Raw genomic sequence first — 23,221 nt, forward strand, 5'->3', positions numbered from 1 at the left:
ACACAGCGGGAGTCCCGCCGGTTCCGCGGGAACCTCCCGGCCGCGGCCGGTGTAGAGGAAGGTGGAACACCGGCAGGAAGGGGGCGGGTGACGGACGACGACGCAGTGGTGGCCCGGATCCGCGACGGCGACCCGGCGTCCTACGGGACGCTGGTCGACCGGTACACCGCGCTCGCCCACCGCACGGCCTACCTGCTGGGCGCCGGGCACGAGGCCGAGGACGTCGTCCAGGAAGCGTTCGTGAAGGCGTTCCGGGCGCTGCCGTCGTTTCGCGGCGGCGCGTCGTTCCGCGCCTGGCTGCTGCGCATCGTCGCGAACGAGACGCACAACCTCGTCCGCTCCCGGCGCCGGCGCGCCGCGACCGAACTGCGCGCCATGCGCCTGGAACTGGTCCGGGACGACGATCCGGCGGCCCGGGCGCTGACCGACGCCGCCGGCGAGGAGTTGCTGGAGGCGGTGCGGGCCCTGCCCGAGAAGCACCGGGCCGTGGTGATCTGCCGCTACTTCCTCGACCTCACGGAAGGGGAAAACGCGGAGGTGCTCGGCTGCCCGCGCGGTTCGGTGAAGTCGCGGGCGCACCGCGCGTTCGCCCGGCTGCGGGCGCAGCTGGCCGAGCCGGACAAGGAGGCGGTCGGTGACTGATCCCCGGGACGCCCGGCTCGCCGCCGCGCTGCGCGAGCTCGGCGACCGCCTCGACGTGCCGCCCGCACCCGATGTGCGCGCGGCCGTCCTGGCCCGGCTGCCCGCCCGGCCGCGACGCGCGATCCCGCGCTGGGCCACGGTCGCCGCGGTGCTCCTGCTGGTGTTCGCCGCCGCGGTCACGCTGTCGCCCGCGGTCCGCGCGACCGTGACCGACCTGCTGCGGTTCGCCGGCATCGAGCTGCGCAGCCAACCCGGCCCCGCCGTGCGCGGCCAGGGACTGCTCCCCGGTGAACGCTCGGTCGACCTCGCCGAAGCGCGCCGCCTGGTCCCGTTTCCGATCGGGGTTCCGGCCGCTCTCGGCGGGCCGGACGACGTCCGGATCGCCGACGACCCGGCGCGCGTCGTCTCGCTGCTCTACCAGACCGAACCGGGCCGGCCGCCCGCCGCGGTCGAGCCGGTCGCCGTCCGGCTCGACGAGTTCGACGGCCGGCTCGGCCCGGTCTTCGAGAAGTTCCTCGGCATGTCCGGCGGGCAGCGGGTCAGCGTCACCGGAGCACCGGCGATCTGGCTCGACCGGCCCCACGAGCTCATATACGTCGACCGGGCCGGGCAGTGGCGTACCGAAACGGCCCGCCTCGCCGCCCAGTCGCTGATCTGGCAGCGCGGCACCGTCACCTACCGGCTCGAAGGCGCGTTCACCCTCGAGGACGCCCTGCGGATCGCGGCGACGGTGTCGTGAACCGGTCATCCGCCGGAGCCGGGCGGCCGGGCGCACGCGGCCAGCACGGTGCCGCCCATCTTGATCCGCAGCTGGGTCGAAGTGGCCTCGCCGAACAGCTGCCCGGTCGGTGTCAGTGGCGGCGGTCCGGGACAGAGGACGGTGCCGTTGTCACTGCGGTAGATGCCGAGCCCGGCGACCGCGGTGCCGGTGGACGCGAAGACGAAGAACGCGTCGCCGGTCCCGGTGCTGAACTGGACGCCCGGTGGGCTCACCGCCGCCGAGGGCGCGAGGACGGTGAGGATCGGCCGCTCGGTGGGCGGCGTGGTGGTGAAGTCCACCAGGGACACCGAGCGGCTGCCGGGGCCGCCGCCGGTCGAGGACTCCAGGATCAGGACGTGGTTGCGGGTGCCGATGAACATGTACCGCGACACGCCGAGGGTCTGGTGGAACACCGACCCGGTCGGGCCGCTGACGACCAGCCCCGTCAAGCCGGTGGTGGTCCTGGTGACGGTCCGGTCGGCCATCGTGGTGGCCGGCGCCGAGGACCAGGCCAGCGCGGCGCTGTTGGTGAACAGGCCGGGGGAAATGGTGATCGGGTCCGCGGCCGCCGCCGGTGTCCCGGCCGTGGCCGCGAACGTCAGGATGGTGCACGCCGCCAGGGCCACGCGACGGACCGGGCTCATTGGTGCGCCCAGGTGACCGCGAAGTTCTGCCCGTTTCGGCTGGCGTTTTCGGTCGTGGCGTAGGTGGTGGTCGCGTCCTGCTCCTGGATCTTCGTCCGCTGCCAGGTCGAGCTGGCGGTCATCGACCCGCCGTGTCCCGCGTCGTCGGAGGCGACCGCGTTGCCCATCAGCGCCCGGCCGTAGTTCGCCAGCGGGAACAGGTCGCTCGTCCCGAACCGGCCCGGGACCTCGACGATCCATTCGGCGCTGGTGCGGGCGCAGACGAGACCGGCGGCGCACGTCTGGGTGGTGGAGAAGCTCGTGTGTTTGGTGGCGTCGGCGACGGTGATGGTGAACTGCGCGGTCGCCGCGTCGTAGGCGACGTCGGCGCTGACGGAGTCACCGGCGTCGATGGTCAGGACGGGCTGGATGGCGTTGGTGGGGAACATCTCCCACCACAGCTGGTAGACCGGGGTGCCGTTGACGCACCGGGCCGAGCTGCCGCCCTGTTCGACCGTGCCGTTGGTCCACCCGTCGAAGCCGGCCCAGAACACCGCCCAGGCGTCCGACGCCGGGCAGGTGACCGGCCGCTGCGTCCACGAGGCGTGCACGTGGGTGAACGTGGCAGCGGGGGTGGACAGCGAGGTGATGGCGTAACCGGCCCAGTTGCGCGAGGTGGCGTCGACCAGCGGGCCGGCGACCGAGGGAGACAGGCCGGAGTGCCGGGCCGGACCGGCGTGTCCGAGGGGGGTGCTCGCGGCGCTCGCGGGTGCCGCGGCCCCGGCGCTGAACACGACCGCGACCGCCGCGAGGACGGTGAGCGGCCGGAGCCGTCGAAGTTTCATGGCGCCGACGGTCGCACGGCCCGTCGACAATCCGTCGACAGTCCGGTTTCAGGGCACGAGGACGGGTGGGCTGAGGGGCATCGCCCCCGAGCCGGGCGGGCCGACGGTGACCCCCGCGCGGTAGGTCCGGGTGACGCGGATGTCGTACACCGCCGATTTGAGGAACTTCTCGATCAGGCCCCGGTCGCGTAGAGCGTCGTCCGGATGATGTCGGTCAGGACCTCGACGACGTTCTCGTCGTGCTCCGGCTCGGTGCCGCGGACGAGGTGGCTGCCCGCGCGTTCGACCATCCAGGTGAGGACGGCGGCGGTCTCGGCCGGGCGGACCGGCCGCATCACGCCGGCGGCCTGGCCGCGTTCGATCGCGTCCCGGGTGGCGTCGATGATCGCCTGCATCAGCGCCTGCACCTCGGCGGCGACGGCCGGGTCGTAGGCCGCGGTTTCGGAGATGACGGTGAAGGCGGCCGCGCGACGGCGGTAGACCGCCACGATCGCGGTGACGGCCTCCGCGAGACCGGCCTGGTCCGCCGTCTCCCACCAGGTGCTCGAGACCTCGCGCAGCTCGGTCAGCACGGAGCCGGCGAGCCGCCGGACCAGGTCGCCCTTGTCTTCGAAGTGGACGTAGAAGGTGGAGCGGGAGATCCCGGCCGCCGCGGCCAGCCGCTCGACGCTGAGCTCGGTGAAGCTCTCGCCTCGGCCGACGAGTTCCTCGGTGGCCGCGAAGAGCCGTCGTTCCAGCTCTTCGCGGCGGTCCTGCCGTTTGCGGCCGGCGGGCCGGGTGACTGAGGGCACGTCCGGATCATAGCGGGACAGGATATCCGGACACCTTGTCCGGACATTATGTCTTGACGGAGTGTCCGAGGAGGCACATGCTGGGCGGACGAGCCCGGGGAGGCGTTGTGAGAGTGTTGTGGATCTTGTGGGGTATCGCCGTGGTGAACGTCGTGGCGTTCTTCGTGAGCTTGGCCGAGTACCTGGTTCGGGCTCGCTTCACCAAGGTGGGTGTCCCGTCCGTGCCGCTGATCTCGCTCTTCTTCGCCGTCGGGACGACGCCGGTGGGTGGCGTCTGCGGTCTCCTGCTGATCGCGCTGACCGACGCCGGCGTCGGTCTCGTCGCGGGCACGGCGGTCGTGCTCGCCGGGCCCGCGCTCGTCCTCGCGTTGTTCGTCGACAAGTGGTGGCGTTCCTCCCGGCTCACGGTCGGCCGTGGGTCACCGCCGACCAGGCGTCGACCGCGCCGTGTCCGTAGAAGCCGTTGAAGGACGGGTCGCCCGCGCACGTTGCCGTGTACGAAGCGTCGCGGCCTTCGTCGAGGTAGTCGACCGTGCGCGGGACCGGGCAGGGGATCTTCGACGCCGTCCTCTCGAGGATCCGCTGCACGACGTCCGGGTCGAGGCCCAGTCCCCCGCCGCGGACCGGGTGGCCGTACTGCGACACGATCAGCGCCGCGACGCCGGCCGCGTGCGGGGCCGCCATCGACGTTCCCTGCAGCCACCGGAAGTAGCCGACCCGGCCGTCGGCGGCCGTCTGCTTCTCGATGCCGACCGAAGCACCCGCCGGGGTGATGTCGCCGGCGGCGTCGATGTAACCGGCCGCCAATCCGACACTGCGGGCGTAAGTCGAGAAGATCTCGTTGTCGCGGCTGTCGTACCACGGCGTCCCGAAGTAGTCGCGTTTGTACCCGCCGGGGGCGGACACCGAGATCCGTTCGAGGCCGTAGTTCGAGTAGTCCGCCTTCGCCTGCGACGGGCCGAACCCGGCCACACCGATCGTGTGCGGCCCCTCGAGCGGCAACGTCAAGCAGGTCGCGTTGTCCACCGTGCGCAGGTGCGCCCGGTTGGACGGGTAGTCGGGGCTCGTCGCGTCCGGCTGCGGCGCGCCCAGATCGCTGTGCTGGTTGCCCAGGGCCACCACGATCGTGACGCCCTTGCGGTGGGCGTAGTCCAGCGCGCGCTTCGTCGCCTCGATGACGGTGCGCTGCTCGGCCTGCTCGGAGGGGGAATCCGCCGGGTTCGCCGGGCAGTTGAACAGCCACGGGTCGATGTAGAACGACATGTTCACGACGTCGATGCCCGCGTCGCCGGCGTAGGTCAGCGCGTCGACCGTCGGCTGCAGGAAGTAGAAGCCCGAGTCCTGGGCGGCGCGCAGGCTCACCAGGGTCACGTTCGGCGCGACCCCGGAGACCCCGAAGCCGTTCGCGGCCGCCGCGATGGTGCCCGCCAGGTGCGTGCCGTGCCCGGTGCCGTCGACGTCGACCGGGTCGACGCAGCCGCGGTACTCGCACGGCCCGTCGACCGGCACGCCGTTCTCGTCGGCGACGATGTCCTTGGTGAAGTTGCGCGAGCCGGCCAGGTCGAGGTTCGGCGCGAGGTCCGGGTGGGTGGCGTCGATCCCGGAGTCGATCACCCCGACCTTGACCCGCTTGTCGCCCGGCTGGACCGTGCGCGCCAGGTCCGAGCGCACGGACTTGAGGCCCCAGAGCCGGTCGTCGAGCGGGTCGAGACCGGCGGACGAGCCTTTCGGCTTGGCCACGCCGCGGCCGGCGTCCGGCTCGGCGACGTCGGGTTTCGGCGCGGTCCGCCCGGCTTTGGGCACGGTGCCGATCGACCTCGACCGGCCGGCGCCGAACACCGCGCGGTCGCCCGTGACCCGTTCGAGGAACCCACCGGCGGGCGCGCTCGCGGTGATCAGGCCGGCCGCGGCGTTGCTCGTGACGACCGTGCCGCCCGCCGCGCGGATGGCCTTCTCGGCCGCGGCCACGTCGTAGCCGCCGGCCTTCTCCCGGGCCAGGACGGAGAACTCGGTGGTGGGGCCGGACAACCGCGGCTGCGCCGAGCTGGGCACGGCGAGCGCGCCCAGCAGCGGCACCGCGAGGGCCAGTGCGAGAGATCTTTTCACGGCTGTTCTCCTGGATGACGCAATTCCAGCGTGCAGCACTTGACGCTGCCGCCCCCTTTGAGCAGTTCCGACAGGTCGGCGCCGATCGGCTCGAAGCCCCGCTCCCGCAGCTGCGCGCTCAGCCGCGTGGCGGCCTGGGGCAGGACGACGTGCTGCCCGTCGGAGACGGCGTTCAGGCCGAACGCCGCGGCGTCGGCGGCGGAAGCGATGACGGCGTCCGGGTACAGCCGCTCGAGCCGCCGCCGGCTGTCTTCGGCGAACGCCTCCGGCCAATAGGTGATCGTCTCGTCGTCGAGCACGGCCAGCGCGGTGTCCAGGTGGTAGTGCCGCGGATTGACCAGTGTCAGCCCGACCACGGGCAGGCCGAAGAACGCCGCGGCCTCTTCGTGGGCCCGGGGGTCGGTCCGGAACCCCGATCCGGCCAGGATCCGGGGGCCGGCGACCAGGAAGTCGCCTTCGCCTTCGTTGTGCCACCGCGCCTGGCGGACGTCGCGGTACCCGCGCCCGGCGAACCACTCCGCGTACGCCGCGGACTCCGGGCGCCGCTGCCGGTGGCGGAAGCGCGCGACCAGCACCCGGCCGTCGACGACGGTGGCCCCGTTGGCCGCGTACACCATGTCCGGCAGCCCGGGCCGCGGGTCGAGCAGGTCCACCCGGTGGCCCAGGTCGAGGTAGAGGTCACGCAGCCACTCCCACTGCGTGACCGCCAGCCCGGTGTCGGTCGGTTTGCCGGGGTCCATCCACGGGTTGATCGAGTACTCGACGTCGAAGTGGCCCGGTCTGACCATCAGGTAGTGCCGCACTGTTCTCCTCGGGTGATCAGGCCGTCTGCAACGACTTCGTGGTGCCCACCAGCCGCTTGACCAGCTGGTCGCGGATGCGGGGCGGGATGTCCGGGGCGAACCGCCGGAAGTAGCTCTCGGCGTGCGCCGGGCTGTCCATCAGGAACGGCAGGTCGAACACGACCAGCTTGCGCACGGCCAGCAGCGGGACCGGCGCGCGCAGCGCCTTGAACTCGTCGTTCCACAGGCCGGGCTGGTCGCAGACCGGGTGGAACTGCCCGATCATCAGCCCGTCGGCGACGAACCCGTCCTTGGCCTCGCGCTGCAGGTCGTCCAGCGGGGTCGCGTCGTGGTGGTCCAGCTGCGGCAGCACGAGCAGGATCGTCAGCAGCTCCCGGTGCTCCGGCGGGAAGCCGGCCGAAAGCCGCTCGTACCACGCGCGCAGGCTCTCGATCGCGGCGTGCGCGTCGACGTCGCCGCTCGGGGCGGTCAGCGCGGCCAGATGGAAGAGTCCTTTGTGGAGCGACGGCTGGGTGTAGGGGCACACCGGGCCGTTGCGGCCGAGATCCGGGTGGGCGGACACCAGGTACCGCCACGCCCAGGCGAGGATCTCGCGCAGGGGCGGGAGGTGCTCGGCCGGCACGGCACCGGTGCTCACCTCGGCCGCCGTCCAGATGCCCACCTTGTCGTCGCCGATCATGAGCCGATGCTTTGCGCGAAGGTGAAGAACCCGTCCGGATCGACCCGCTCCTTGATCTCCTTCAGCCGGGGGTAGTTCACGCCGTAGTAGGCGGTGCGCCAGTCCGCGAGGTCCGGGTCGGTGAAGTTCTGGAACGCGCGGCCGGACACGTGCGGCGCCATCGCCTCCCCCAGCTCGCCCAGCCAGCGGAGGTTGGCCTCGACCACGGCCGGTTCGTCGTCTTCGGCCCACGAGGTGTCCATGGCCAGCAGGAACATCGTGTCGCGGTGGACGAACGCGGTCTCCGTCGGGTCCACGCGGTTGATCGCGCCGCCCCAGGAGAACAGCGCGGCCCCGCCGCCGTCCGGGTTGCCGCTGCCGGGACGGCGTTCGACGAACGACAGCATCGTGGCGATCGCCTCGTCGGGCAGCGGCCGGGTGGCGATGTTCGTCCGGGAGGCGAACGCGCCCTCGGCGGTCTCGTGCCGCAGGTCGTCCTTGGCCTGCCAGAAGGTCCGGTCCGCGATGGCCGTGCGGACCGGCGCGGCGACCGACAGCACGGGGTCGAGGATCTCGCGCAGTTCCGCGGCGGACCCGAAGTGCTGCCCGACGGCCGAGACGACCGGGTCGCCGCCGGCCTTGCTGATGCCGATCCGGGCCGCGAACTCGTCCGGGGCCTGCCGCACGGTGTCCTGGAGGACGGAGAAGACCTTCGCCGCGTCCGCGCTGTCCCACAGCAGGACGTAGGTGGCGCAGCCGGCCACCGGTCGCGCCTGGAAGGTGAAGGACACGTTGACGCCGAAGTTTCCGCCGCCTCCGCCGCGGCAGGCCCAGAACAGGTCGGCGTTGGTGCCGGCGTCGCAGTGCAGCAGCTGCCCGTCCGCGGTGACGATCGTGGTCGCGACGAGCGCGTCCGCGGTGAGCCCGTACACGCGTGAAGTGGCGCCGCACCCGCCGCCGAGGGTGAGCCCGCCGATCCCGACCGTGTCGCTGTTGCCCAGCGCGAAGGCCATCTCGTGGGGTTCGATGGCGGCGTAGACGTCCGCCATCAGCGCGCCGCCCGCGGCGGTCACGAGCCCGGTCGAGCCGTCGGCGGTCACCGTGTTCAGGGCGCCGAGGTCGAGGACGAGCCCGGTGCCGACCGAGTGGCCCGCGAAGCTGTGCCCGCCACCGCGGGCGACGACGCCGACGCCGGTGTCGCGCGCCCACGCGATGGCGCGCTGCACGTCCGTCGCGTCGGCCACGGACACGACGCCGGCGGGGGTGATGCCGGCGAACCGTTTGTTGAAGGGCGTGCTCGCCGCGCGGAACCCGGCGTCGCCGGGCCGCCGGACGCGGCCGGTGACCGCGCGCTCGAGGCGTCGCCAGTCCTCGTCGGAGGGGCGCCGGGACACTAGCTCACCTCGTCGAGGTAGGAGACACCGGTGGCGGCGTGCGGGCCGTAGCGCTCCCACACCTCGCGCAGCCGGAGGTGACCGTCTTCCGCCACCTCCGGGGTGTTCACCGTGTGCCCGCAGATCACCTCGCCGGTGGCGAGCACCAGCGTGTACCCCAGGTGGAGGACGCCGTTCTCGCGCTGGGTGCCGGTGAGCGCGCCGCGCCGCACCTCTCCCCCGGCGAACTCCGCCCAGACGACGTCGTCCTCCTGCCGGTACACGGCCACGGCCTCGGCGCCGGGCTTGCGGAACTTCCGCCCGTCGTAGTCGATCACGCCGGTCCCGCCTCACCGGTGTCGTGCGCGACGAACTCGGCCGACATCTCGCGGTCCCACCAGATCGCGTAGTAGGAGAAGTCTTCGCCGTGGGCGGGGTCGTTGAAGAGGTGGTGTTCGAGGCCCGGCCGCAGGAACACGAGGTCCCCGGCGGCGAACGCGTGCCGCCGCCCGTCGCCGGTGACCACCTCGGCCCGCCCGGCCATGCCGATGAAGATCTCGTGTTCGTGGTGGGCGTGGGCGACCGAGGCGTCACCCGGGCGCAGCACGCACCAGGCCCCGCGGAAGGGGGCGGTCAGCCCGTCCCACGGGTACAGCAGCTTCATGTCCAGTCCGTAGGCCCGCGTCAGGTTCTCGGGCTCCAGCCTGCGGATGTCGAGGAGGGCAAGGTCTTGGTCAGTCACATCCCACTCCGATCAGCGTGGTCCGACGCCGACCGACGCTAGGTGCGGCCCGTTTCCCGGCGATAGGGGAACTGTTCCCGATCGCCGGTGAATTCGCCCCGCCCGAGGCCCGCGTCCCGCGCCAGCACTATCGCCTGTGCCCGATCGGCTACACCGAGTTTCGTGAAAATGGCCGACACACGATTGCTGATGGTCTTGGACGCGAGGCCGAGATCGCGGGCGATCACCGCATTCGAGCGGCCCGCGGCGATGCGATCGAGCACCTGCCGTTCCCGGGTCGTCAGTTGCGGAAAGGGATACGGTTCGGGACCGGCGGTGCGCACCAAAGTGCTGAACCGGGCGGCGATGGCCCGGCCGACGATCGCCTCGCCGGCCGCCACGACCCGCACCCCGCGCACGATCTGCTCGGCGTCGGCGCCCTTGACCAGGTACCCGCGCGCCCCGGCGTGGATGGCCGACCGGACGGCGGTGTCGTCGTCGGCCGCGCTCAGCACGAGGACTTTCGTTTCCGGCGACACCATGGCCACTCGGCCGATGACATCGACCGGCCCGGCCCCGCCGAGCTGCGGATCGACCACCAGCACGTCCGGCCGGTGCCGGGCGGTTTCCGCGATCGCCCCGTTCGCCGTGGCCGCCTCGCCCACCACGAACACGCCGCCGGCGTGCTCGAGCGCGGCCCGGACCCAGTGGCGGACCGACGGCTGCGGGTCGGCGAGCAGCACGGTCAGCGGGGCGAGGTCGGGGTGTTCGACCGGCCACAGCCGGGCGGTGTAGCCGAAACCGGTGGCGTGACTCATCGTTCCCCCAAAGTGAACTGCTGCCGATCCGTCGCCGATCGGCTCCTCCGGTGAAAGCGCGCGCCGCGCCTTCCATATCCGACAGGAGAGTCTCTCCGTAAGGGATAATTGATCGCAATCAATTTCCTTGATCGCAATCAATTCGCCGGGGCCGGCGACCGGGACGCAAACGATCTCGGTGAGATTCCCGGAAGCCGGGGAAAGCCGTCCCTACCACCCGGGAAAGAGCGCTCCTTACGATCACCTCCGGCGGCACGCGGCACGCCGACCTATTCCCAGAAATCGGAGTGTATCTGTGACCGAAGTACAGGTGGGTTTGCTCGCGATCGGCGCCGGACCGGCGAACCTCGCGCTCGCGGTGGCCATCGAGGAGTCCGGGCACCCGGAACTCGCCCGGCAGACACTGCTGCTGGAGCAGGGACCGGACATCAAGTGGCAGCGCGACCTGCTGATGCCGTGGGCGCGCAGCCAGGTCTCCTTCCTCAAGGACCTGGTGACCCTGCGCAACCCGCGCAGCAAGTTCTCGTTCCTCAACTTCCTCCACGACCAGCGGCGCCTCGACGAGTTCGTCAACCTCGGGACGTTCCACCCCTTCCGGTGGGAGTTCTCCGACTACCTGCAGTGGGTTGCGAAGTCACTGGAGGAGGTGCGGATCCGGTACGACGCGAAGGTGCGGAGCATCGAGCCCGCGCGCGACGCCGACGGGTCCATCGTCGGCTGGGTCGCCACCCTCGCCGGCGGGGACACCATCCGCTGCCGCGACCTGGTCGTCGGCGGCGGCCGGGACACGCACGTGCCGGACGTCTTCGCCGACCTGCCGGAAGACCGGCTCATCCACAGCGCCCAGTACCGCCGCCGGATCGCGCAGCTGCCCGCGGACGCGCCGCTGCGCGCCGTCGTGGTGGGCGGGGCGCAGAGCGCGGCCGAGATGTTCATGGCACTGCACGACAACCTGCCCAACAGCACCCGCACGATGATCGTGCGGTCGGTGGGCCCGCAGAACTACCAGACGAGCAAGTTCGTCAACGAGCTGTTCTTCCCGTCGTTCGTCGACCGGTTCTACGACAGCCCGCCCGAGGTCCGCCAGCAGGTGCTCGACGAGATGCGCCTGACCAACTACGCCGGCGCGGCCCCGCCGTTCCTCGACCACATGTACACCACGCTCTACCAGCAGCGCGGCATCGGGCAGCACCGGTCGGAGGTGCGGACCCTGACCGAGGTGGTCGGCGCCCGGGTGACCGGCGACGAGGTCGTGCTCGACCTGCGCGACCGCACCAGCGGCAAGGTGGAACCGCTGCACTGCGACCTGGTGCTGCTGGGCACCGGGTTCGACAGCCGGATGCCCGCGCTGGTGCGCGATCTGGCCGAACATGTGGGCCTGGCGGAGATCTCGGTCAGCCGCTGCTACCGGGTCGACCTCGGCGAGTCCGCCTGGGGCGCGGTGTACCTGCAGGGCGTCAACGAGGCCACGCACGGGATCGCGGACTCGCTGATCAGCGTGCTGGCCCACCGGTCCCACGACATCGTCGACGACCTGCTCGCCCGCCGCGGCGGCGGCGAGCGCGAGGCCGTCTGATGGACCGCCTCGTGGTGATCTCACCCGCGCCGACGGCGAACGGGGACCTGCACCTGGGCCACCTCGCGGGGCCGTTCCTGGCCGCGGACGTCTGTACCCGCTACGCCCGCGCGACCGGCCGGGAAGCCTTGTACGGCACCGGCATGCACTTCACGCAGAACTACGTCGTCGCCGCGGCCGAGCGCCTCGGCGTGGACCCGGAGGACCTGCGCGAGCGCTCGGCCGAGCAGGTCCGGCAGACGTTTTCCGCGATGGGCGTCGAGATCGACGGGTTCGGCTGCCTCGGCGACCGGTTCACCGCGATGGTGACCCGCTTCTACGAGCGCCTGCACGCCCGGGGCCTGCTGGAGCTGCGGACGGTGTCGTTCCCGTACCTGCCCAGCACGGGCGAGTACCTGATGGACGCCTACGTCACCGGCGGGTGCCCGTTCTGCCTCGCCGAGGGGTGCGCCGGGATCTGCGAAAGCTGCGGCCTGCCGATCGCGCCCGGGGAGCTGATCGGGCCGCGTTCGACCACGCGTCCGGACGAGCCGCTGGAGCGGCGCGAGGTGGCCATCCTCGTGTTCCCGGTGGAACGCTACCGCGCCGCGCTGGAGGCCTACTTCGCCCGGACGCCGATGCGGCCCGGCATGGCCCGGCTGATCGAGGCCGCACTGGCGCGGCCGCTGCCGGACTTCCCGATCACCCAGCCGGCGTCATGGGGCATCCCGGCGCCGTTCCCGGAGGTGGCCGGGCAGGTGTTCTACGCGCACATGGAAGGCATGCCGTGGAGCATGTTCACCACCGCGCTGGGCGCCGAGCGGCGCGGTGCGGTGCTGGCGGCCGACGACGAGCTCTGGCGGTCCGGCGCCGGCACGACGGTGGTGTACTTCCTCGGCCTGGACGCGACCTACCCGTTCGCGATCGTGGGCACGGCGTTGCTGACCGCGCTCGGCGAGCACGTGCTGCCGGCGCAGTACCTCACCAACGAGTTCTACGAGCTGGCGAGCGAGAAGTTCTCGACCAGCCGGGGGCACGTCGTGTCCGGCCGGGAGCTGGCCGCCGAGGTGCCGCGCGACCTGATCCGGTTCCACCTGTGCGCCACGAGCCCGGAGTACCAGCGCACGGACTTCACCCGCGAGGCGCTGCTGCGCGTCGGCGAGACGCGGCTGACGGGGCCGTGGAACCGGGTCGCGGCGGCGGTCGACCGGTGGGTGGACCGCGGTCCCCTGCCGGTGTCGGCCTCGGCGAGGCGGACGGCCCGGCGGATGGCGGAGCGGTTCGCCGACGGCTACGAGCTGCGGCGGTTCAGCCTGACGGCGGCGGCCTCGACGCTCGCCGAGCAGCTGGCCCGGTTGGACCGGCTGGCCGCGACGGTGACGTCGGAGACGGCCGGCGACCTGTGTCATCAGGTGGACGTGTTCCTGAGGTGCGCGGCGCCGATCCTGATCGACCTCGCGGCGGCGGCCCTGCCGGACACGATGCTGCCGGGCCACCCGGACGCGGACACGGTGACCCCGAAGCGGCTGCCGCGGGTGTCGGTGACGGTGAAGGCGGCCGAGGCGTCCGGCGTGACCGAGCCGGCCGGGCCGGTGATCGCGACGGGGCCGGCCGGAGTGGCCAGGGCGCGCACCGATCCGGCCGGGGCGACGGTGCGCTGATGGCCACGGTCGCCGTCGTCGGGGCCGGGGTCACCGGGCTCGTCACCGCGATCGGGTGCGCTCGGGACGGGCACCGCGTCGTCGTCTTCGACCGCGGTCCCGTCCCGAACCCCGCCGCCACCTCGTCCGACCAGCACCGGGCCTTGCGCGTCCTGCGCCCGGACGATCTCGACGGCACCGCGCGGATGGCCGAGGCCCGCCGCCGGTGGGCGGAGCTGGAGACGCTCCTGCGGGCCGGTTTCGTCCGGCCCGTCGGGGTCGTCACCGCGGGCACCCCGGACGAGCTCGAGCGGGCCTTCGACACCGCCCGCCAGGCCGGGGTCCCCGCCACCGCCCTCGCACCGGAAACCCTGCCGCCCGTGCTGTTCCCCCACGGGACCAGCGGCGTCTTCGACCCCGGTGGCGCCGTGCTGCTGGCCGACCGGTTCCTCCGCGCGGCCGTCGGCTGGCTCGCCGCGCACCCGGGCGTGACCCTGCGGCCGCGGTGCGCCGTCACCGGCGTCCAGGACCACCTCGTCATCGCCGACGGCGAAGAGTTCGGCGCGGACGTCATCCTGCTCGCGGGCGGGCCGTGGACCAGCGCCCTGGGCGGGCCGCCCGTCGTGCTGTACCGGCAGACCATGGCCTACCTGCGCCCGCCGCCGCACCTGGCGGCCTGGTGGGCGTCGGCGCCCGGGGTCGGCCGGATCGGGGCCGACCGCCGGGCCTGGCTGCTGCCGCCCGGGGGCGGGACCCTGCTCAAGATCAGTTCGGACGCGGTGTGCCGGGAAGTCGCCACCACCGAGGATCCCGACCGCGAACCGTGGACCGGCCGGCTGCTTTCCGAGCGGCTCCTCGCCGGGGACCACACCGTGGTGGCGACCAAGGACTGCCACTACGCGGCCGATGCCGTCACCGGCGGGCCCGTCCTCGCCCGGATCCGCCCGTCGGTGTGGGCCCGCTCCGCCTGCGGCGGCTCCGGGTTCGGCGCCGCTCCGCTCGTCGCCCGGGAAATCCTCGGCGCCATCGAAGAAGTGACCGACAAGGAGTGTGCGTAGTGGAGTTCACGATCGTGGGTGCCGGCATGGCCGGCGCGTTCCTCGCGCTCTCGCTGGGCAGGCAGGGACACGTCGTGACGGTGTACGACCGCCGGCCGGACCCGCGCGGGACGACCGTCGCGGCGACGTCGATGAACCTGGGCCTGTCCCGGCGCGGCCTGGCCGCCCTGGACCGCCTGGGGCTGCAGGACGAGGTGAAGCGGTTCGTCGTGCCGATGCGCGGGCGGCTGCTGCACAACACCGACGCCGGCCTGCGGTTCTCGCCCTACGGCGACGGCGGCATCCTCGCCATCCAGCGCCAGGACCTCAGTGCGGTGCTGGTGGACGCCGCCCTCCGGGAACCCGGGGTGCGGTTCGTCTTCGACACGCGGTGCACCGGCGTGGACCGCGACCGGCCGTCGGCGACCTTCGAAGGCCCGGACGGGAAGTCCTTCACGGTGGAACCGGACGTCGTGGTGGGCGCGGACGGCGCGTTCTCGGCCGTCCGCCGGTTCATGCACCACGAGCTGCGCGCGGAGTTCTCGCAGAGCTACCTGGAGTGGGGCTGGCGCGAACTGCACATCCCGGCCGCCGCCGACGGCAGCCACCGGATGGCCGACGACGTCTTCCACCTCTGGCCCCGCGGCGACACCATGATGTTCGCCCATCCCAACCGCGACGGGTCCTTCACCTGCTCGTGCGTCCTGCCGTTCCACGGCCCGGCCGGTTTCGACTCGCTGCGGACGGCGTCGGACGTGGAGGCGTTGTTCCGCCGGGAATTCCCCGACGTCCTGGCGCTGGTCCCCGACCTCGGCGAGGCCTTCCTGCGCCGGCCCACCTTCAACCTCGTCACCGTCAGCACCGCCCCGTGGACCTACGAAGGCAAGGTGGTGCTGATCGGCGACGCCTGCCACGCCGTCTACCCCTTCTTGGCCCAGGGCATGAACTCGGCCTTCGAGGACGCGCTGGAGCTGACCGACAGCCTGGCCGCGCACCCGGCCGATCCGGCGGCGGCGCTGGCCCGGTACTACGCCCGCCGCAAGCCGAACACCGACGCGCTCGCCACCATGTCCCACCGCAACTTCGCCGAGCTCCGCGACACGGTCCGGTCCCCGGCGGTCCGCCTGGAGCGGGCCTGCGACACGCTGCTGGAGAAGCTGCTGCGCCACCGCTGGATGCCGTTGCACGCCATGGTCACCAACACCACGATCCCCTACCTGCAGGCCCAGCACCGGGCCGGCCGCCAGCACCGCCTCCTGACGTTCCTCGGCGCGACCGCCCTCTCGGCCGCTGCCCTCGCCGCGGGTCGCCGGCTCCGCCGCTGACCCACACCACGGAAAGAGGCCTTCGCCGAACCAGCGGCGAAGGCCTCTTTCCGTTTGCGGGAATGCCCTTACCCGGGACGGACCTCGATCCGCACCAGCCCGGCGGCTTTCTCCGCGCGCTGCAGGGCTTCGGCCGGGCTGTCCGCCTGGGCCATGACCAGGCCCGAGCGGTCCCAGGAGCTGCGCAGGCCGGCGAACCGGTGCCCGGGGCCGACCTGGAGGTCGACGAGGAACACGCCCTCCACCCGGCGGGCCTGCTCCAGTCCCACCACGGCCTCGATCACGCCGGGCTCCATCGGGACGAACCGGACCGCGGCACCGCCGGTCGCCCGCGCCGGCAGCTCGGGCGGGGTTTCGCCGCGCATCACGGCGAAGTAGACGCGCAGCAGCTCGATCGAGTAAGCGCGGTCGATGATCTCCATGATGCCGTCCCCGGCGATCCGGCCCGCGCACTCCACCAGGTACGGCACGCCGTCGGCGCCGACGATCCACTCGCAGTGGACGATCCCGTCGGCGAACCCGGTGGCCGTGACGACCCGGCGGGTCACCTCGGCCAGTGTTTCGGTGAGCTCGCCGGGGATGTCGGCCGGCACGATGTGGGCCAGCTCCACCGGGTACGGGCCGGGGTAGAGCTGCTTGCCCGTGACGTTGGCGAACAGCTGCCGGCCGCCGCGGACGAGCATCTCGACGCTGTACTCGGCGCCGGGCACGTACCGCTCGGCCAGCATCCGCAGGTCCATCGGCCGGTCCGGGACGAAGATGCCCTCGTCCTGCTCGACGCAGTTCGCCCAGGCCCGCTCGGCCTCGGCCGGGTCGCGGACGATCTGGGTACCGACGGAGGCCTGCCGGTTCGCCGGCTTGAGCACCACCGGCCCCGGGCAGGCGCGCATGAACTCGAGCACGTCCGCCGGGCCGGTCACCGTGGTGCTCTCGGGGTTGGCCAGCCCGGCCGCCGCGCTGACCCGGCGCAGCACGGCCTTGTCCCGCAGGATGAGCGCGGCGCCGAGGCTCGCGCCCGGCAGGCCGTAGCGTTCGGCGAGCCGGGCGGCGAACGGCGTGGCGTATTCGATCAGCGGGATCACCGCGACCGGGTCCAGGTCCGGATGGGCGGCGTGGAACTCGTCGGCCGAGCCGGGCCGGGCGTGCTCCCACTCGACCAGGTCCCGCACCAGCGCGGAGCCGGCCAGCCGCGCGCGCAGGTCGCGCTTGCGGACCACGTCCGGCTCTTCGACGAGGACCACCGAGCCGTCGGGTTCGGCGCCGGTGAGGGCCAGCAGCACCGGCGTCACGAACCCGACGACCAGGACGGGCCGCTCACGCATCGGCCTCGGGCTCCGTCTTGGGCTTGTCCACGATGCCGAGCATGAACCGCATGGAGGGCCGGGCCCCGACCAGGTGCGCCCCGACCGTCTGGGTGACGCGGTCGCGGGCGGTCGGGTGCATGGCCATGGTCACCGCGTCGCGGAGCCACCGGTTCATCGGGTCACCGGAGCGGATCGCGGCTGTGCCGAGCAGGTCGCACAGCCGCAGCACGACCCGCTTGGCCATCTGGAACGCCTGCCAGCCGGTCAGGGCCGGGGCGACCCGCTCGTCGGGGGTGAGGTCGTCCAGCGTGCCGGTGCCGTCCGCGGTGACCTCCCACTGCCGCTCCAGGGCCCGGTACACCCCGGCCCGGGTGGTGCTGTAGTCGGCCTCGCACTCGGCCAGGGTGATCTGGATGTGCTCGTTGTCCTTCCAGGCGAGGCCGCTCATCCGCCACGGCGAGCCCTTCAGCATGTCGACGCGCTCGATGGTGAGGTCGCGGACGTAGTCCAGGGCGGCGCGCGCGACGCCGAGCGGGGCGCCGCACATGCTGCGCTGGATGACGTCGGGCTGCACCAGCGGCCCGTTGGGGACCTTCGGGTTGTCGAAGGTCAGGGTGTGGTTCTCCGGGACGAACACGTCGGTGATCGTGTAGTCGCTGCTGCCGGAGCCGCACAGGCCGAGGGTGTACCAGTTGTCGAGCGAGCGGATCTGCTCCTGCGGCACCATGAACAGGCGGGATTCGTGCGGGTTGCTGCCGTCGGGGCTGGCGTAGGGTTCGCCGTTTTCGAACACCATGGCGCCGGAGGCCACCCAGTCGGCGTGGGTCGAACCGCTGCCGAAGCCCCACCGGCCGCTGAGCATGTAGCCGCCGGGGACGCGTTCGGCGTGCCCGGTCACCGGGAGCACCCCGGCGGAGTGCATGTCGATGCTGGTGAACATCCGGCGGGCTTCGTCCTGGTCGAGGAAGTTCGCGTGCAGGCCGATGTCCGAGCCGAGCTTGGCGCACCAGCCCACCGAGGCGTCGCCGTAGGACAGTGCCTCGATCACTTCGGTCTGCTCCATGGAGGTCATTTCGGGGCCGCCCCAGGACCGGCTGAAGCCGATCCGGAAGACGCCGGCGTCGCGCAGCAGCTGCACGACGTCCTCGGGCAGGCTGCGGTTCGCCTCGATCTCGGCGGCCCGTTCGCGCAGGACCGGCGCGAGCGCCTTCGCGTTCTCGAGGATCTGCGCGCCGGTCAGCGGCACATCGGTGCGGGCGGGCTCGGTCATGGTCATGCGGAAACTCCCTCGTGTTCGTCGACGTCGAGCAGCCCGGCGGGCATTTCGAACGCGGTTCCGGGTTCCGGTGGGCCGACCGGGACGGCGTCGACCCGCACCGCGGCGGCGGCCGTGTCCAGGCGCCGGTCGCAGGTTTCGGGGTCGTCGGCCTCGCACACCACGAACGAGTGGCGGGCGAGGTAGCCGCCGGGTGGCAGCCGCAGGGTGGTGCCGGGTGCGGTCATCGGTGCCGCGAGGACCAGCCCGGGCACCTGTGCGCGATCGGTGGGGACGGTGATTTCGCGGACCCGGCAGTCGTGTTCCGGGTAGCCGAACCGGATGCCGGCCACCGCGTTCCGGCTGCGGGTGATGACCGGCCGGTTCCCGGTGGCGACGGCGAAGAGGACTTCGCCGGGGTCGATGCCGGTGGCCGTCTTGCCGAGGAAGGGGATCAGGTCGCCGCCGAGGCGCCCGTTCACCTCGATGATCACCGGGCCGCGGTCGGTCAGCCGGACCTCGGTGTGGGTGATGCCGTCTTCCACGCCGAGCGCGCGGTGCGCCCGCACCAGGACGTCCAGCAGCTCGGGGTCGTGCAGCAGCGGGTCGCCGGCGTCGACGACGTGGCCGACCTCTTCGAAGTAGGGCTGGTCGCCGGTGCGCTTGCGGGCCACGAACATCGGCCGGTATTCGCCCTTGTGGACGGCGGCGTCGATGCTGATCTCCGGCCCGCGGACGAAACCTTCGACGATCGCCGCCCCGCCGTAGCGGCTCTGGTCGACGGTGGCCGCTCCCATCGCGACCGCGAACGCGGCGTCCAGCTCGGATTCGTCGCCGGCGAACACCACGCCGATGCTCGCGCCCATGGCCCGCGGCTTGAGCACGACCGGGTAGCCGATCCGGGCGGCCGCCGCGCGGGCTTCGTCGAGGCCGGTGGTCAGGGCGTACCCCGGCTGCGGCAGTCCTTCGGCGGTCAGCACGGTCCGGGTGCGGTTCTTGTCCCGGCAGCCGCGCACCCCGGCCACGCTCAGCCCGGGCACGCCCAGCTCGGCGGCGAGCTCACCGGCGGCGAGCACGACGGGTTCGTCCCAGCACATCAGGCCGACGACGTGGTGCCGGGCGGCGACCTCGCGGGCGGCGGCGAGCATCTCGCCGGCGTCGAACACGTCGACGTGGACGATGTCGTCGAAGTAGGCGCGCTGCCAGGTGGGCTTGAGGTTGTTCAGCAGCACCAGCCCGAGCCCGGCCCGGCGGGCGCACCGGTGGATCGACTCGACCAGGTATTCGCGGTAGGTCCGCAGTCCGCTGCCGATGACCAGCAGGACACTCTGGGGTTCGTTCATGCTCGCTCTCCCACGGCTTCCGGTTCGGGGACGGGCGCCGGCGCCGGGGGCGTCCGGAGACCGTAGATGTGCATCGAGCCGGCGGCGACGGACAGCAGCGCGCAGCAGGCCCAGAACACCGGGCCGCCGTAGCGGCTGAAGACGAACAGCGCGAGCACCGGGCCGACCGTCGCGGCCAGGCCGGACAGCGTCTCCTTCGTCGCGATGTACCGGCTGCGCACCCGCGCCGGGAAGGTGGCCGGGTGCGCAGCCGTGCTCGGGCCGTGGATCATCAGCCCGGACACCGCGAACAGCGCGCCGGCGAGCACGAAGAACGGGGACTGCGCGATCAGCCCGTAGAGGGTGAACCCCAGCCCGCTGACCAGGTTGCCGGTCAGGCCGGCGACGTACTTCGGGATGCGGACGATGTAGGTGGTGATCTTCAGTTCGCAGGTGATCAGCACGACCGAGGAGATCACCAGCACCGTGCTGTACAGCCCGACCGGGTAGCCGGCGGAGACGATGTTCAGCGGCAGCACCGCGACCGAACCGGCGTAGACCATCATGCCGAACACGCCGGCCACCAGGTAGCAGAGGAACCGGGTGTCGCGCAGCATCGTCCCGTACACCGCACGGGCGCTCGCGGCCCTCGCCGGAGCGCTGCCGGGTTCGGTCCGGTGCCGGTCCGCGGTGCGCCGCGGGAGCAGGGTGAAGGCCAGCAGCGCCCACGCCGCCGCGGTCGCGCCGTCCAGCCAGAACAGCAGGTCCCAGTTCACCAGGATGAGCACGGCCGCCAGCAGCGGCGCCACGGCGGCGCCGATGTTCAGCGCGATGCGCATCATCGAGAAGCCCATGACCTTGTGCTCTTCGGGCATGGACTCCGCGAGCAGCACCGCGGCCGCCGGCCGGTACGCCTGGATGGCCAGCCCGGACAGCGCGACCACCGCGAGCAGGGCCGCGGGCACGCCTCGCACCAGCGGGATCGACGCGACGAGCGGCGCCGCGCAGGTCATCACGGCCACGATCGTCGTCCGGCCGCCGAACCGGTGGGTCAGCTCGCCGCCCAGCATGGCGCCGAAGATCGCGCCCACGCTGTAGGCGGCGAGGCAGACCCCGGCGAAACCGGGCGAACTGCCCCGGAAGGTCAGATACAGCACCAGGAACGTCTGGACGAACGCGCCCAGCTGGTTGACGAGCATGCCGGCCAGCAGGTACCTGACCGGGGCGGGGGTCGCCCGCAGCACCGCGAAGACGCCGGTCCGCGTACTGCCGGTCACCCGGCCACCTCCTTGGTCGGTCGCACAGTCACCTCCGTGGTCACGAACTCACGACGGCCGGCGGCGCGCGGGCGTCCAGTGAGTACACAGTGGACTGTGAGCGCCGCCGGCCCGGTGCACGAAGGCTAGGTTCGGCCGGTTCCCGGAGGGTAGGGGAACTATTCCCGGCGACCCGGGAATCTCGCCGTCGCTTCCGCGGCGAACACCTTGACCAGTTCGGGAATCGCGTAGCGACCGGCGGCGTCGGCACGCCGGATGAGCCCGGAGTCCACAATGGACTCCAACAGCTCGTCGGCGGTCTCGATGGTGACACCGATGGCCGCGGCGATGCGCGCCGGTGTCACGCTGCCGGTGGCGAAGTGGCGGACGGCCGCGCGTCCTGCGGCGGGAAGGCTTTCGTACGCCGCGGTGAAGCGGTCGCGGACGTTGACGTCCCCGACGCTGAGGCTGTCCAGGAGCCGGTCCCGGCCGGTCGTGGCGGCGATCGCCCGTTCCGGGCGCGCGGCGATCCTGCGTCCGATGATGCTGACGGCCAGCGGCAGATCGCCGCAGCGCGCGGCGATGGCGTCCGCGGCGGCGTGTTCGGCGTGGATCCGGCGTTCGCCGGCGATCTTCCCGAGCAGCGCCAGCGAGTCCGGGCGGGTGAACGCGGTCAGCTCGACCCGGTGGGCGTCCTCCAGGGCCGGCAGCCGGGCGCGGCTGGTCACGACGACCTGGCTGTGTGCCGACCGGCCGAGCAGGGGGCGCACCTGCGCCTCGGTGCCGGCGCCGGTGAGCAGGACGAACAGCCGGTGTTCGGCCAGCAGCGACCGGTACAGGTCGATCCGGTGCGCCGGGTCGTCGGGCACGAGGTGGGCCGCCACGCCCAGGGCGCGCAGGAAGCCCCGCACGATGCCGTCGGTCGAGCGGCCTTCACCGAGGTCGGCGTAGAGCTGCCCGTCCGGGAAGCCCGCGGTGATCTCTTCGGCCAGCCGCAGGGCGAAGGTGGCTTTGCCGGTTCCGATCGGCCCGGTGACGAGCACCGGCGCCGTCCCCGGTCCGCTCGCCGCGACGGCGTCCGCGAGCTCCGGTTGCCGGCCGACGAAGGTTCTCGAGCCGGGTGGTAGTTGCGCCGGCCGGACGGTTTTGCCGCGGGCCTTCGGTGGTTCGTCGTCTCCCTTCTGGCCGGCGATGCTCCGCCAGCGCTGTTCCCACGCGAGGCGGTCCCCGCCGCAGGCGGACACGAAGGCCAGTGTCACGGCCAGGGTCGGCAGCCGGCGGCCGCTGGCGGCACTGGACAACACGGACGGCGCGAAGTGCGCGGCCCTGGCGAGTTCCCGGTAACTGGCGTTCCCGGCCCGGCTCCGCAACGCCCGCAGTTCGTGAGCGAAGGCGGCGATCGGTCCGGCGGTGAGGTCCAGCGGGCGTTCCGGCCGACCCATGCCATCTCCCTCTGCCTGAGCTCATTGCTAAAGGGGCAACGAGCTTTACCACAGATACAAAGGGAAATCGGGCCGCCGCGGATGGCCCGATCGGCGTAACCCGGGTGGCAGGAAACGACGCCGTTTTTCCGGTCACCGCACGGGCCGCGCGGGGCTACGGTGGTGGCGCGGCCCGAAACGCCCGCCGGCTCAGGTGGATGTCTTCAACGGCCGGTGACATGTGCGCTGCCGACCGGGTGGCCTCCGCCGCGGCCGCGTGTATCAAGCGGTGGCCCGCCCGCTCCGGGAAGTGTGCCCAGGGAAATCCGGCCGCTCCGCGGCCAGCAGCGCGACGATCGCCGGCGTGTTGCGCACCCTCGCCAGGCACCGGGCGCGCGACGGGCCGATCGAGCCGACCGGAATCCCCAGCGTCGTGCTGATTTCCCGGTAGGACCTGGGTGGGTCGTCGAACAGCAGCGAGAGCAGTTCCCGGTCCTGCCGCGACAGCTGGGCGCAGGCGTTGCGGGCGGCGACCAGCCGCTCGGCTCCGATCACCGTGGCGTCGGGCGCGGGCCCTTCGGGGTCGGCGAACATCGTGCTCTCGGTGGGGATCTGCCGGTTCCGGTGGCGCAGCAGCCGCAGGCACTCGTGCCGGGCGGTGGTGCGCAGCCAGCCGGGCAGCGCGTCCGGTTCGCGGATCTGCGCCAGGTTGGCCACCAGCTGCAGCCACACCGCGCCGCTGATGTCCTGGGCGTCGGCATCGCCGATCCGGTGTTGCCGGCACACCGCGTGGATCAGCGAAGAATAGCGGGCGACCAGCTCCCGCCAAGCCCATTCCGCACCTCGGGCCGCATTTTCCAGCAATCGTCCCGGCGACTCGTCCCGCATGGTCCCTCCTCGAACTCGGCTGTTCCCGGGTTCACGATTCCGCCACGCCCTGGACGCCGACCTTGCAGAGACCTTGCG

At 72.4% G+C, this 23,221-nt stretch carries 22 protein-coding genes and 1 pseudogene; 7 read left to right on the forward strand and 16 right to left on the reverse strand.

Annotated features, from left to right (window positions below):
- Positions 1-87 precede the first annotated feature (87 nt).
- Positions 88-642 carry a sigma-70 family RNA polymerase sigma factor gene (locus H5965_RS39175; RefSeq protein WP_310976110.1) on the forward strand — a complete coding sequence of 185 codons (555 nt, stop codon included), beginning with the start codon at positions 88-90 and terminating at the stop codon, positions 640-642.
- On the forward strand, positions 635-1,381 hold the full coding sequence (locus H5965_RS39180; RefSeq protein WP_310976111.1) for a hypothetical protein: 747 nt from the start codon (positions 635-637) through the stop codon (positions 1,379-1,381). Before H5965_RS39175 ends, H5965_RS39180 begins: the two co-directional genes overlap by 8 nt.
- A 5-nt stretch (positions 1,382-1,386) precedes the next feature.
- On the opposite strand, the gene H5965_RS39185 is transcribed toward H5965_RS39180, so the two are convergent.
- The 3 genes from H5965_RS39185 to H5965_RS39195 form a co-directional block, all read right to left on the reverse strand.
- The gene (locus H5965_RS39185) at positions 1,387-2,046 is read right to left on the reverse strand and encodes a hypothetical protein (protein WP_310976112.1); all 660 of its coding nucleotides are present in this window, start codon (positions 2,044-2,046) and stop codon (positions 1,387-1,389) included.
- The gene (locus tag H5965_RS39190) at positions 2,043-2,870 is read right to left on the reverse strand and encodes a G1 family glutamic endopeptidase (protein WP_310976113.1); all 828 of its coding nucleotides are present in this window, start codon (positions 2,868-2,870) and stop codon (positions 2,043-2,045) included. Before H5965_RS39190 ends, H5965_RS39185 begins: the two co-directional genes overlap by 4 nt.
- Positions 2,871-3,043: 173 nt before the next feature.
- Positions 3,044-3,661, reverse strand: coding sequence for a TetR/AcrR family transcriptional regulator (locus tag H5965_RS39195; RefSeq protein WP_310976114.1), 618 nt, complete (start codon positions 3,659-3,661; stop codon positions 3,044-3,046).
- Positions 3,662-3,768: 107 nt separating this feature from the next.
- Between H5965_RS39195 and H5965_RS39200 the strand changes: the two genes are divergently transcribed.
- Entirely contained in the window at positions 3,769-4,128 is a 360-nt protein-coding gene (locus H5965_RS39200) for a hypothetical protein (protein ID WP_310976115.1), read from the forward strand.
- Here the strand turns inward: H5965_RS39200 and H5965_RS39205 are convergent.
- The 7 genes and pseudogenes from H5965_RS39205 to H5965_RS39235 form a co-directional block, all read right to left on the reverse strand.
- Positions 4,064-5,767 (reverse strand): S8 family serine peptidase, encoded by a 1,704-nt coding sequence (locus tag H5965_RS39205; protein ID WP_310976116.1) that lies wholly within the window; start codon positions 5,765-5,767, stop codon positions 4,064-4,066. The two genes, H5965_RS39200 and H5965_RS39205, sit on opposite strands and share 65 nt — an antisense overlap.
- Positions 5,764-6,573: pseudogene (ddaH, locus tag H5965_RS39210) on the reverse strand (dimethylargininase); the annotation flags it as partial. The gene H5965_RS39205 and the pseudogene ddaH, both read right to left, overlap by 4 nt.
- A gap of 13 nt (positions 6,574-6,586) precedes the next feature.
- Entirely contained in the window at positions 6,587-7,249 is a 663-nt protein-coding gene (locus H5965_RS39215) for a DUF6875 domain-containing protein (protein WP_310976117.1), read from the reverse strand.
- Entirely contained in the window at positions 7,246-8,622 is a 1,377-nt protein-coding gene (locus H5965_RS39220) for an FAD-binding protein (RefSeq protein ID WP_310976118.1), read from the reverse strand. Before H5965_RS39220 ends, H5965_RS39215 begins: the two co-directional genes overlap by 4 nt.
- Positions 8,622-8,939 carry a hypothetical protein gene (locus H5965_RS39225; RefSeq protein WP_086837841.1) on the reverse strand — a complete coding sequence of 106 codons (318 nt, stop codon included), beginning with the start codon at positions 8,937-8,939 and terminating at the stop codon, positions 8,622-8,624. The genes H5965_RS39220 and H5965_RS39225 overlap by 1 nt, the downstream gene beginning before the upstream one ends.
- On the reverse strand, positions 8,936-9,343 hold the full coding sequence (locus tag H5965_RS39230) for a cupin domain-containing protein (protein WP_310976119.1): 408 nt from the start codon (positions 9,341-9,343) through the stop codon (positions 8,936-8,938). The genes H5965_RS39225 and H5965_RS39230 overlap by 4 nt, the downstream gene beginning before the upstream one ends.
- Positions 9,344-9,381: 38 nt before the next feature.
- A complete protein-coding gene (locus H5965_RS39235; RefSeq protein ID WP_310976120.1) occupies positions 9,382-10,281 on the reverse strand; it encodes a response regulator transcription factor in 900 nt (299 codons plus the stop codon).
- Between the two features lie 154 nt (positions 10,282-10,435).
- Between H5965_RS39235 and H5965_RS39240 the strand changes: the two genes are divergently transcribed.
- From H5965_RS39240 to H5965_RS39255, 4 genes are read left to right on the forward strand one after another with little or no spacing between them, the layout of a single operon-like run.
- Complete coding sequence (locus H5965_RS39240; RefSeq protein WP_310976121.1) at positions 10,436-11,716, forward strand: SidA/IucD/PvdA family monooxygenase; 1,281 nt, start codon at positions 10,436-10,438, stop codon at positions 11,714-11,716.
- Between the two features lie 11 nt (positions 11,717-11,727).
- A complete protein-coding gene (locus H5965_RS39245) occupies positions 11,728-13,356 on the forward strand; it encodes a class I tRNA ligase family protein (protein ID WP_310976122.1) in 1,629 nt (542 codons plus the stop codon).
- A complete protein-coding gene (locus tag H5965_RS39250; protein ID WP_310976123.1) occupies positions 13,356-14,393 on the forward strand; it encodes an FAD-dependent oxidoreductase in 1,038 nt (345 codons plus the stop codon). The genes H5965_RS39245 and H5965_RS39250 overlap by 1 nt, the downstream gene beginning before the upstream one ends.
- Complete coding sequence (locus tag H5965_RS39255) at positions 14,393-15,697, forward strand: NAD(P)/FAD-dependent oxidoreductase (RefSeq protein ID WP_310976124.1); 1,305 nt, start codon at positions 14,393-14,395, stop codon at positions 15,695-15,697. Before H5965_RS39250 ends, H5965_RS39255 begins: the two co-directional genes overlap by 1 nt.
- Before the next feature lie 68 nt (positions 15,698-15,765).
- Here H5965_RS39255 and H5965_RS39260 read toward each other — a convergent pair whose 3' ends face one another.
- From H5965_RS39260 to H5965_RS39285, 6 genes are all read right to left on the reverse strand, one after another.
- Complete coding sequence (locus H5965_RS39260; protein ID WP_310976125.1) at positions 15,766-17,019, reverse strand: ATP-grasp domain-containing protein; 1,254 nt, start codon at positions 17,017-17,019, stop codon at positions 15,766-15,768.
- On the reverse strand, positions 17,012-18,277 hold the full coding sequence (locus tag H5965_RS39265; RefSeq protein WP_310976126.1) for an acyl-CoA dehydrogenase family protein: 1,266 nt from the start codon (positions 18,275-18,277) through the stop codon (positions 17,012-17,014). Before H5965_RS39265 ends, H5965_RS39260 begins: the two co-directional genes overlap by 8 nt.
- Positions 18,274-19,599 carry an ATP-grasp domain-containing protein gene (locus H5965_RS39270; RefSeq protein ID WP_310976127.1) on the reverse strand — a complete coding sequence of 442 codons (1,326 nt, stop codon included), beginning with the start codon at positions 19,597-19,599 and terminating at the stop codon, positions 18,274-18,276. Before H5965_RS39270 ends, H5965_RS39265 begins: the two co-directional genes overlap by 4 nt.
- Positions 19,596-20,855 (reverse strand): MFS transporter, encoded by a 1,260-nt coding sequence (locus H5965_RS39275; protein ID WP_310976128.1) that lies wholly within the window; start codon positions 20,853-20,855, stop codon positions 19,596-19,598. Before H5965_RS39275 ends, H5965_RS39270 begins: the two co-directional genes overlap by 4 nt.
- Positions 20,856-21,013: 158 nt before the next feature.
- On the reverse strand, positions 21,014-22,276 hold the full coding sequence (locus H5965_RS39280; protein WP_310976129.1) for a helix-turn-helix domain-containing protein: 1,263 nt from the start codon (positions 22,274-22,276) through the stop codon (positions 21,014-21,016).
- A gap of 261 nt (positions 22,277-22,537) precedes the next feature.
- Positions 22,538-23,143 (reverse strand): sigma-70 family RNA polymerase sigma factor, encoded by a 606-nt coding sequence (locus tag H5965_RS39285; RefSeq protein WP_310976130.1) that lies wholly within the window; start codon positions 23,141-23,143, stop codon positions 22,538-22,540.
- Positions 23,144-23,221 lie beyond the last annotated feature (78 nt).

This window comes from Amycolatopsis sp. 505 (assembly GCF_031625235.1).
Taxonomy (GTDB): Bacteria; Actinomycetota; Actinomycetes; order Mycobacteriales; family Pseudonocardiaceae; genus Amycolatopsis.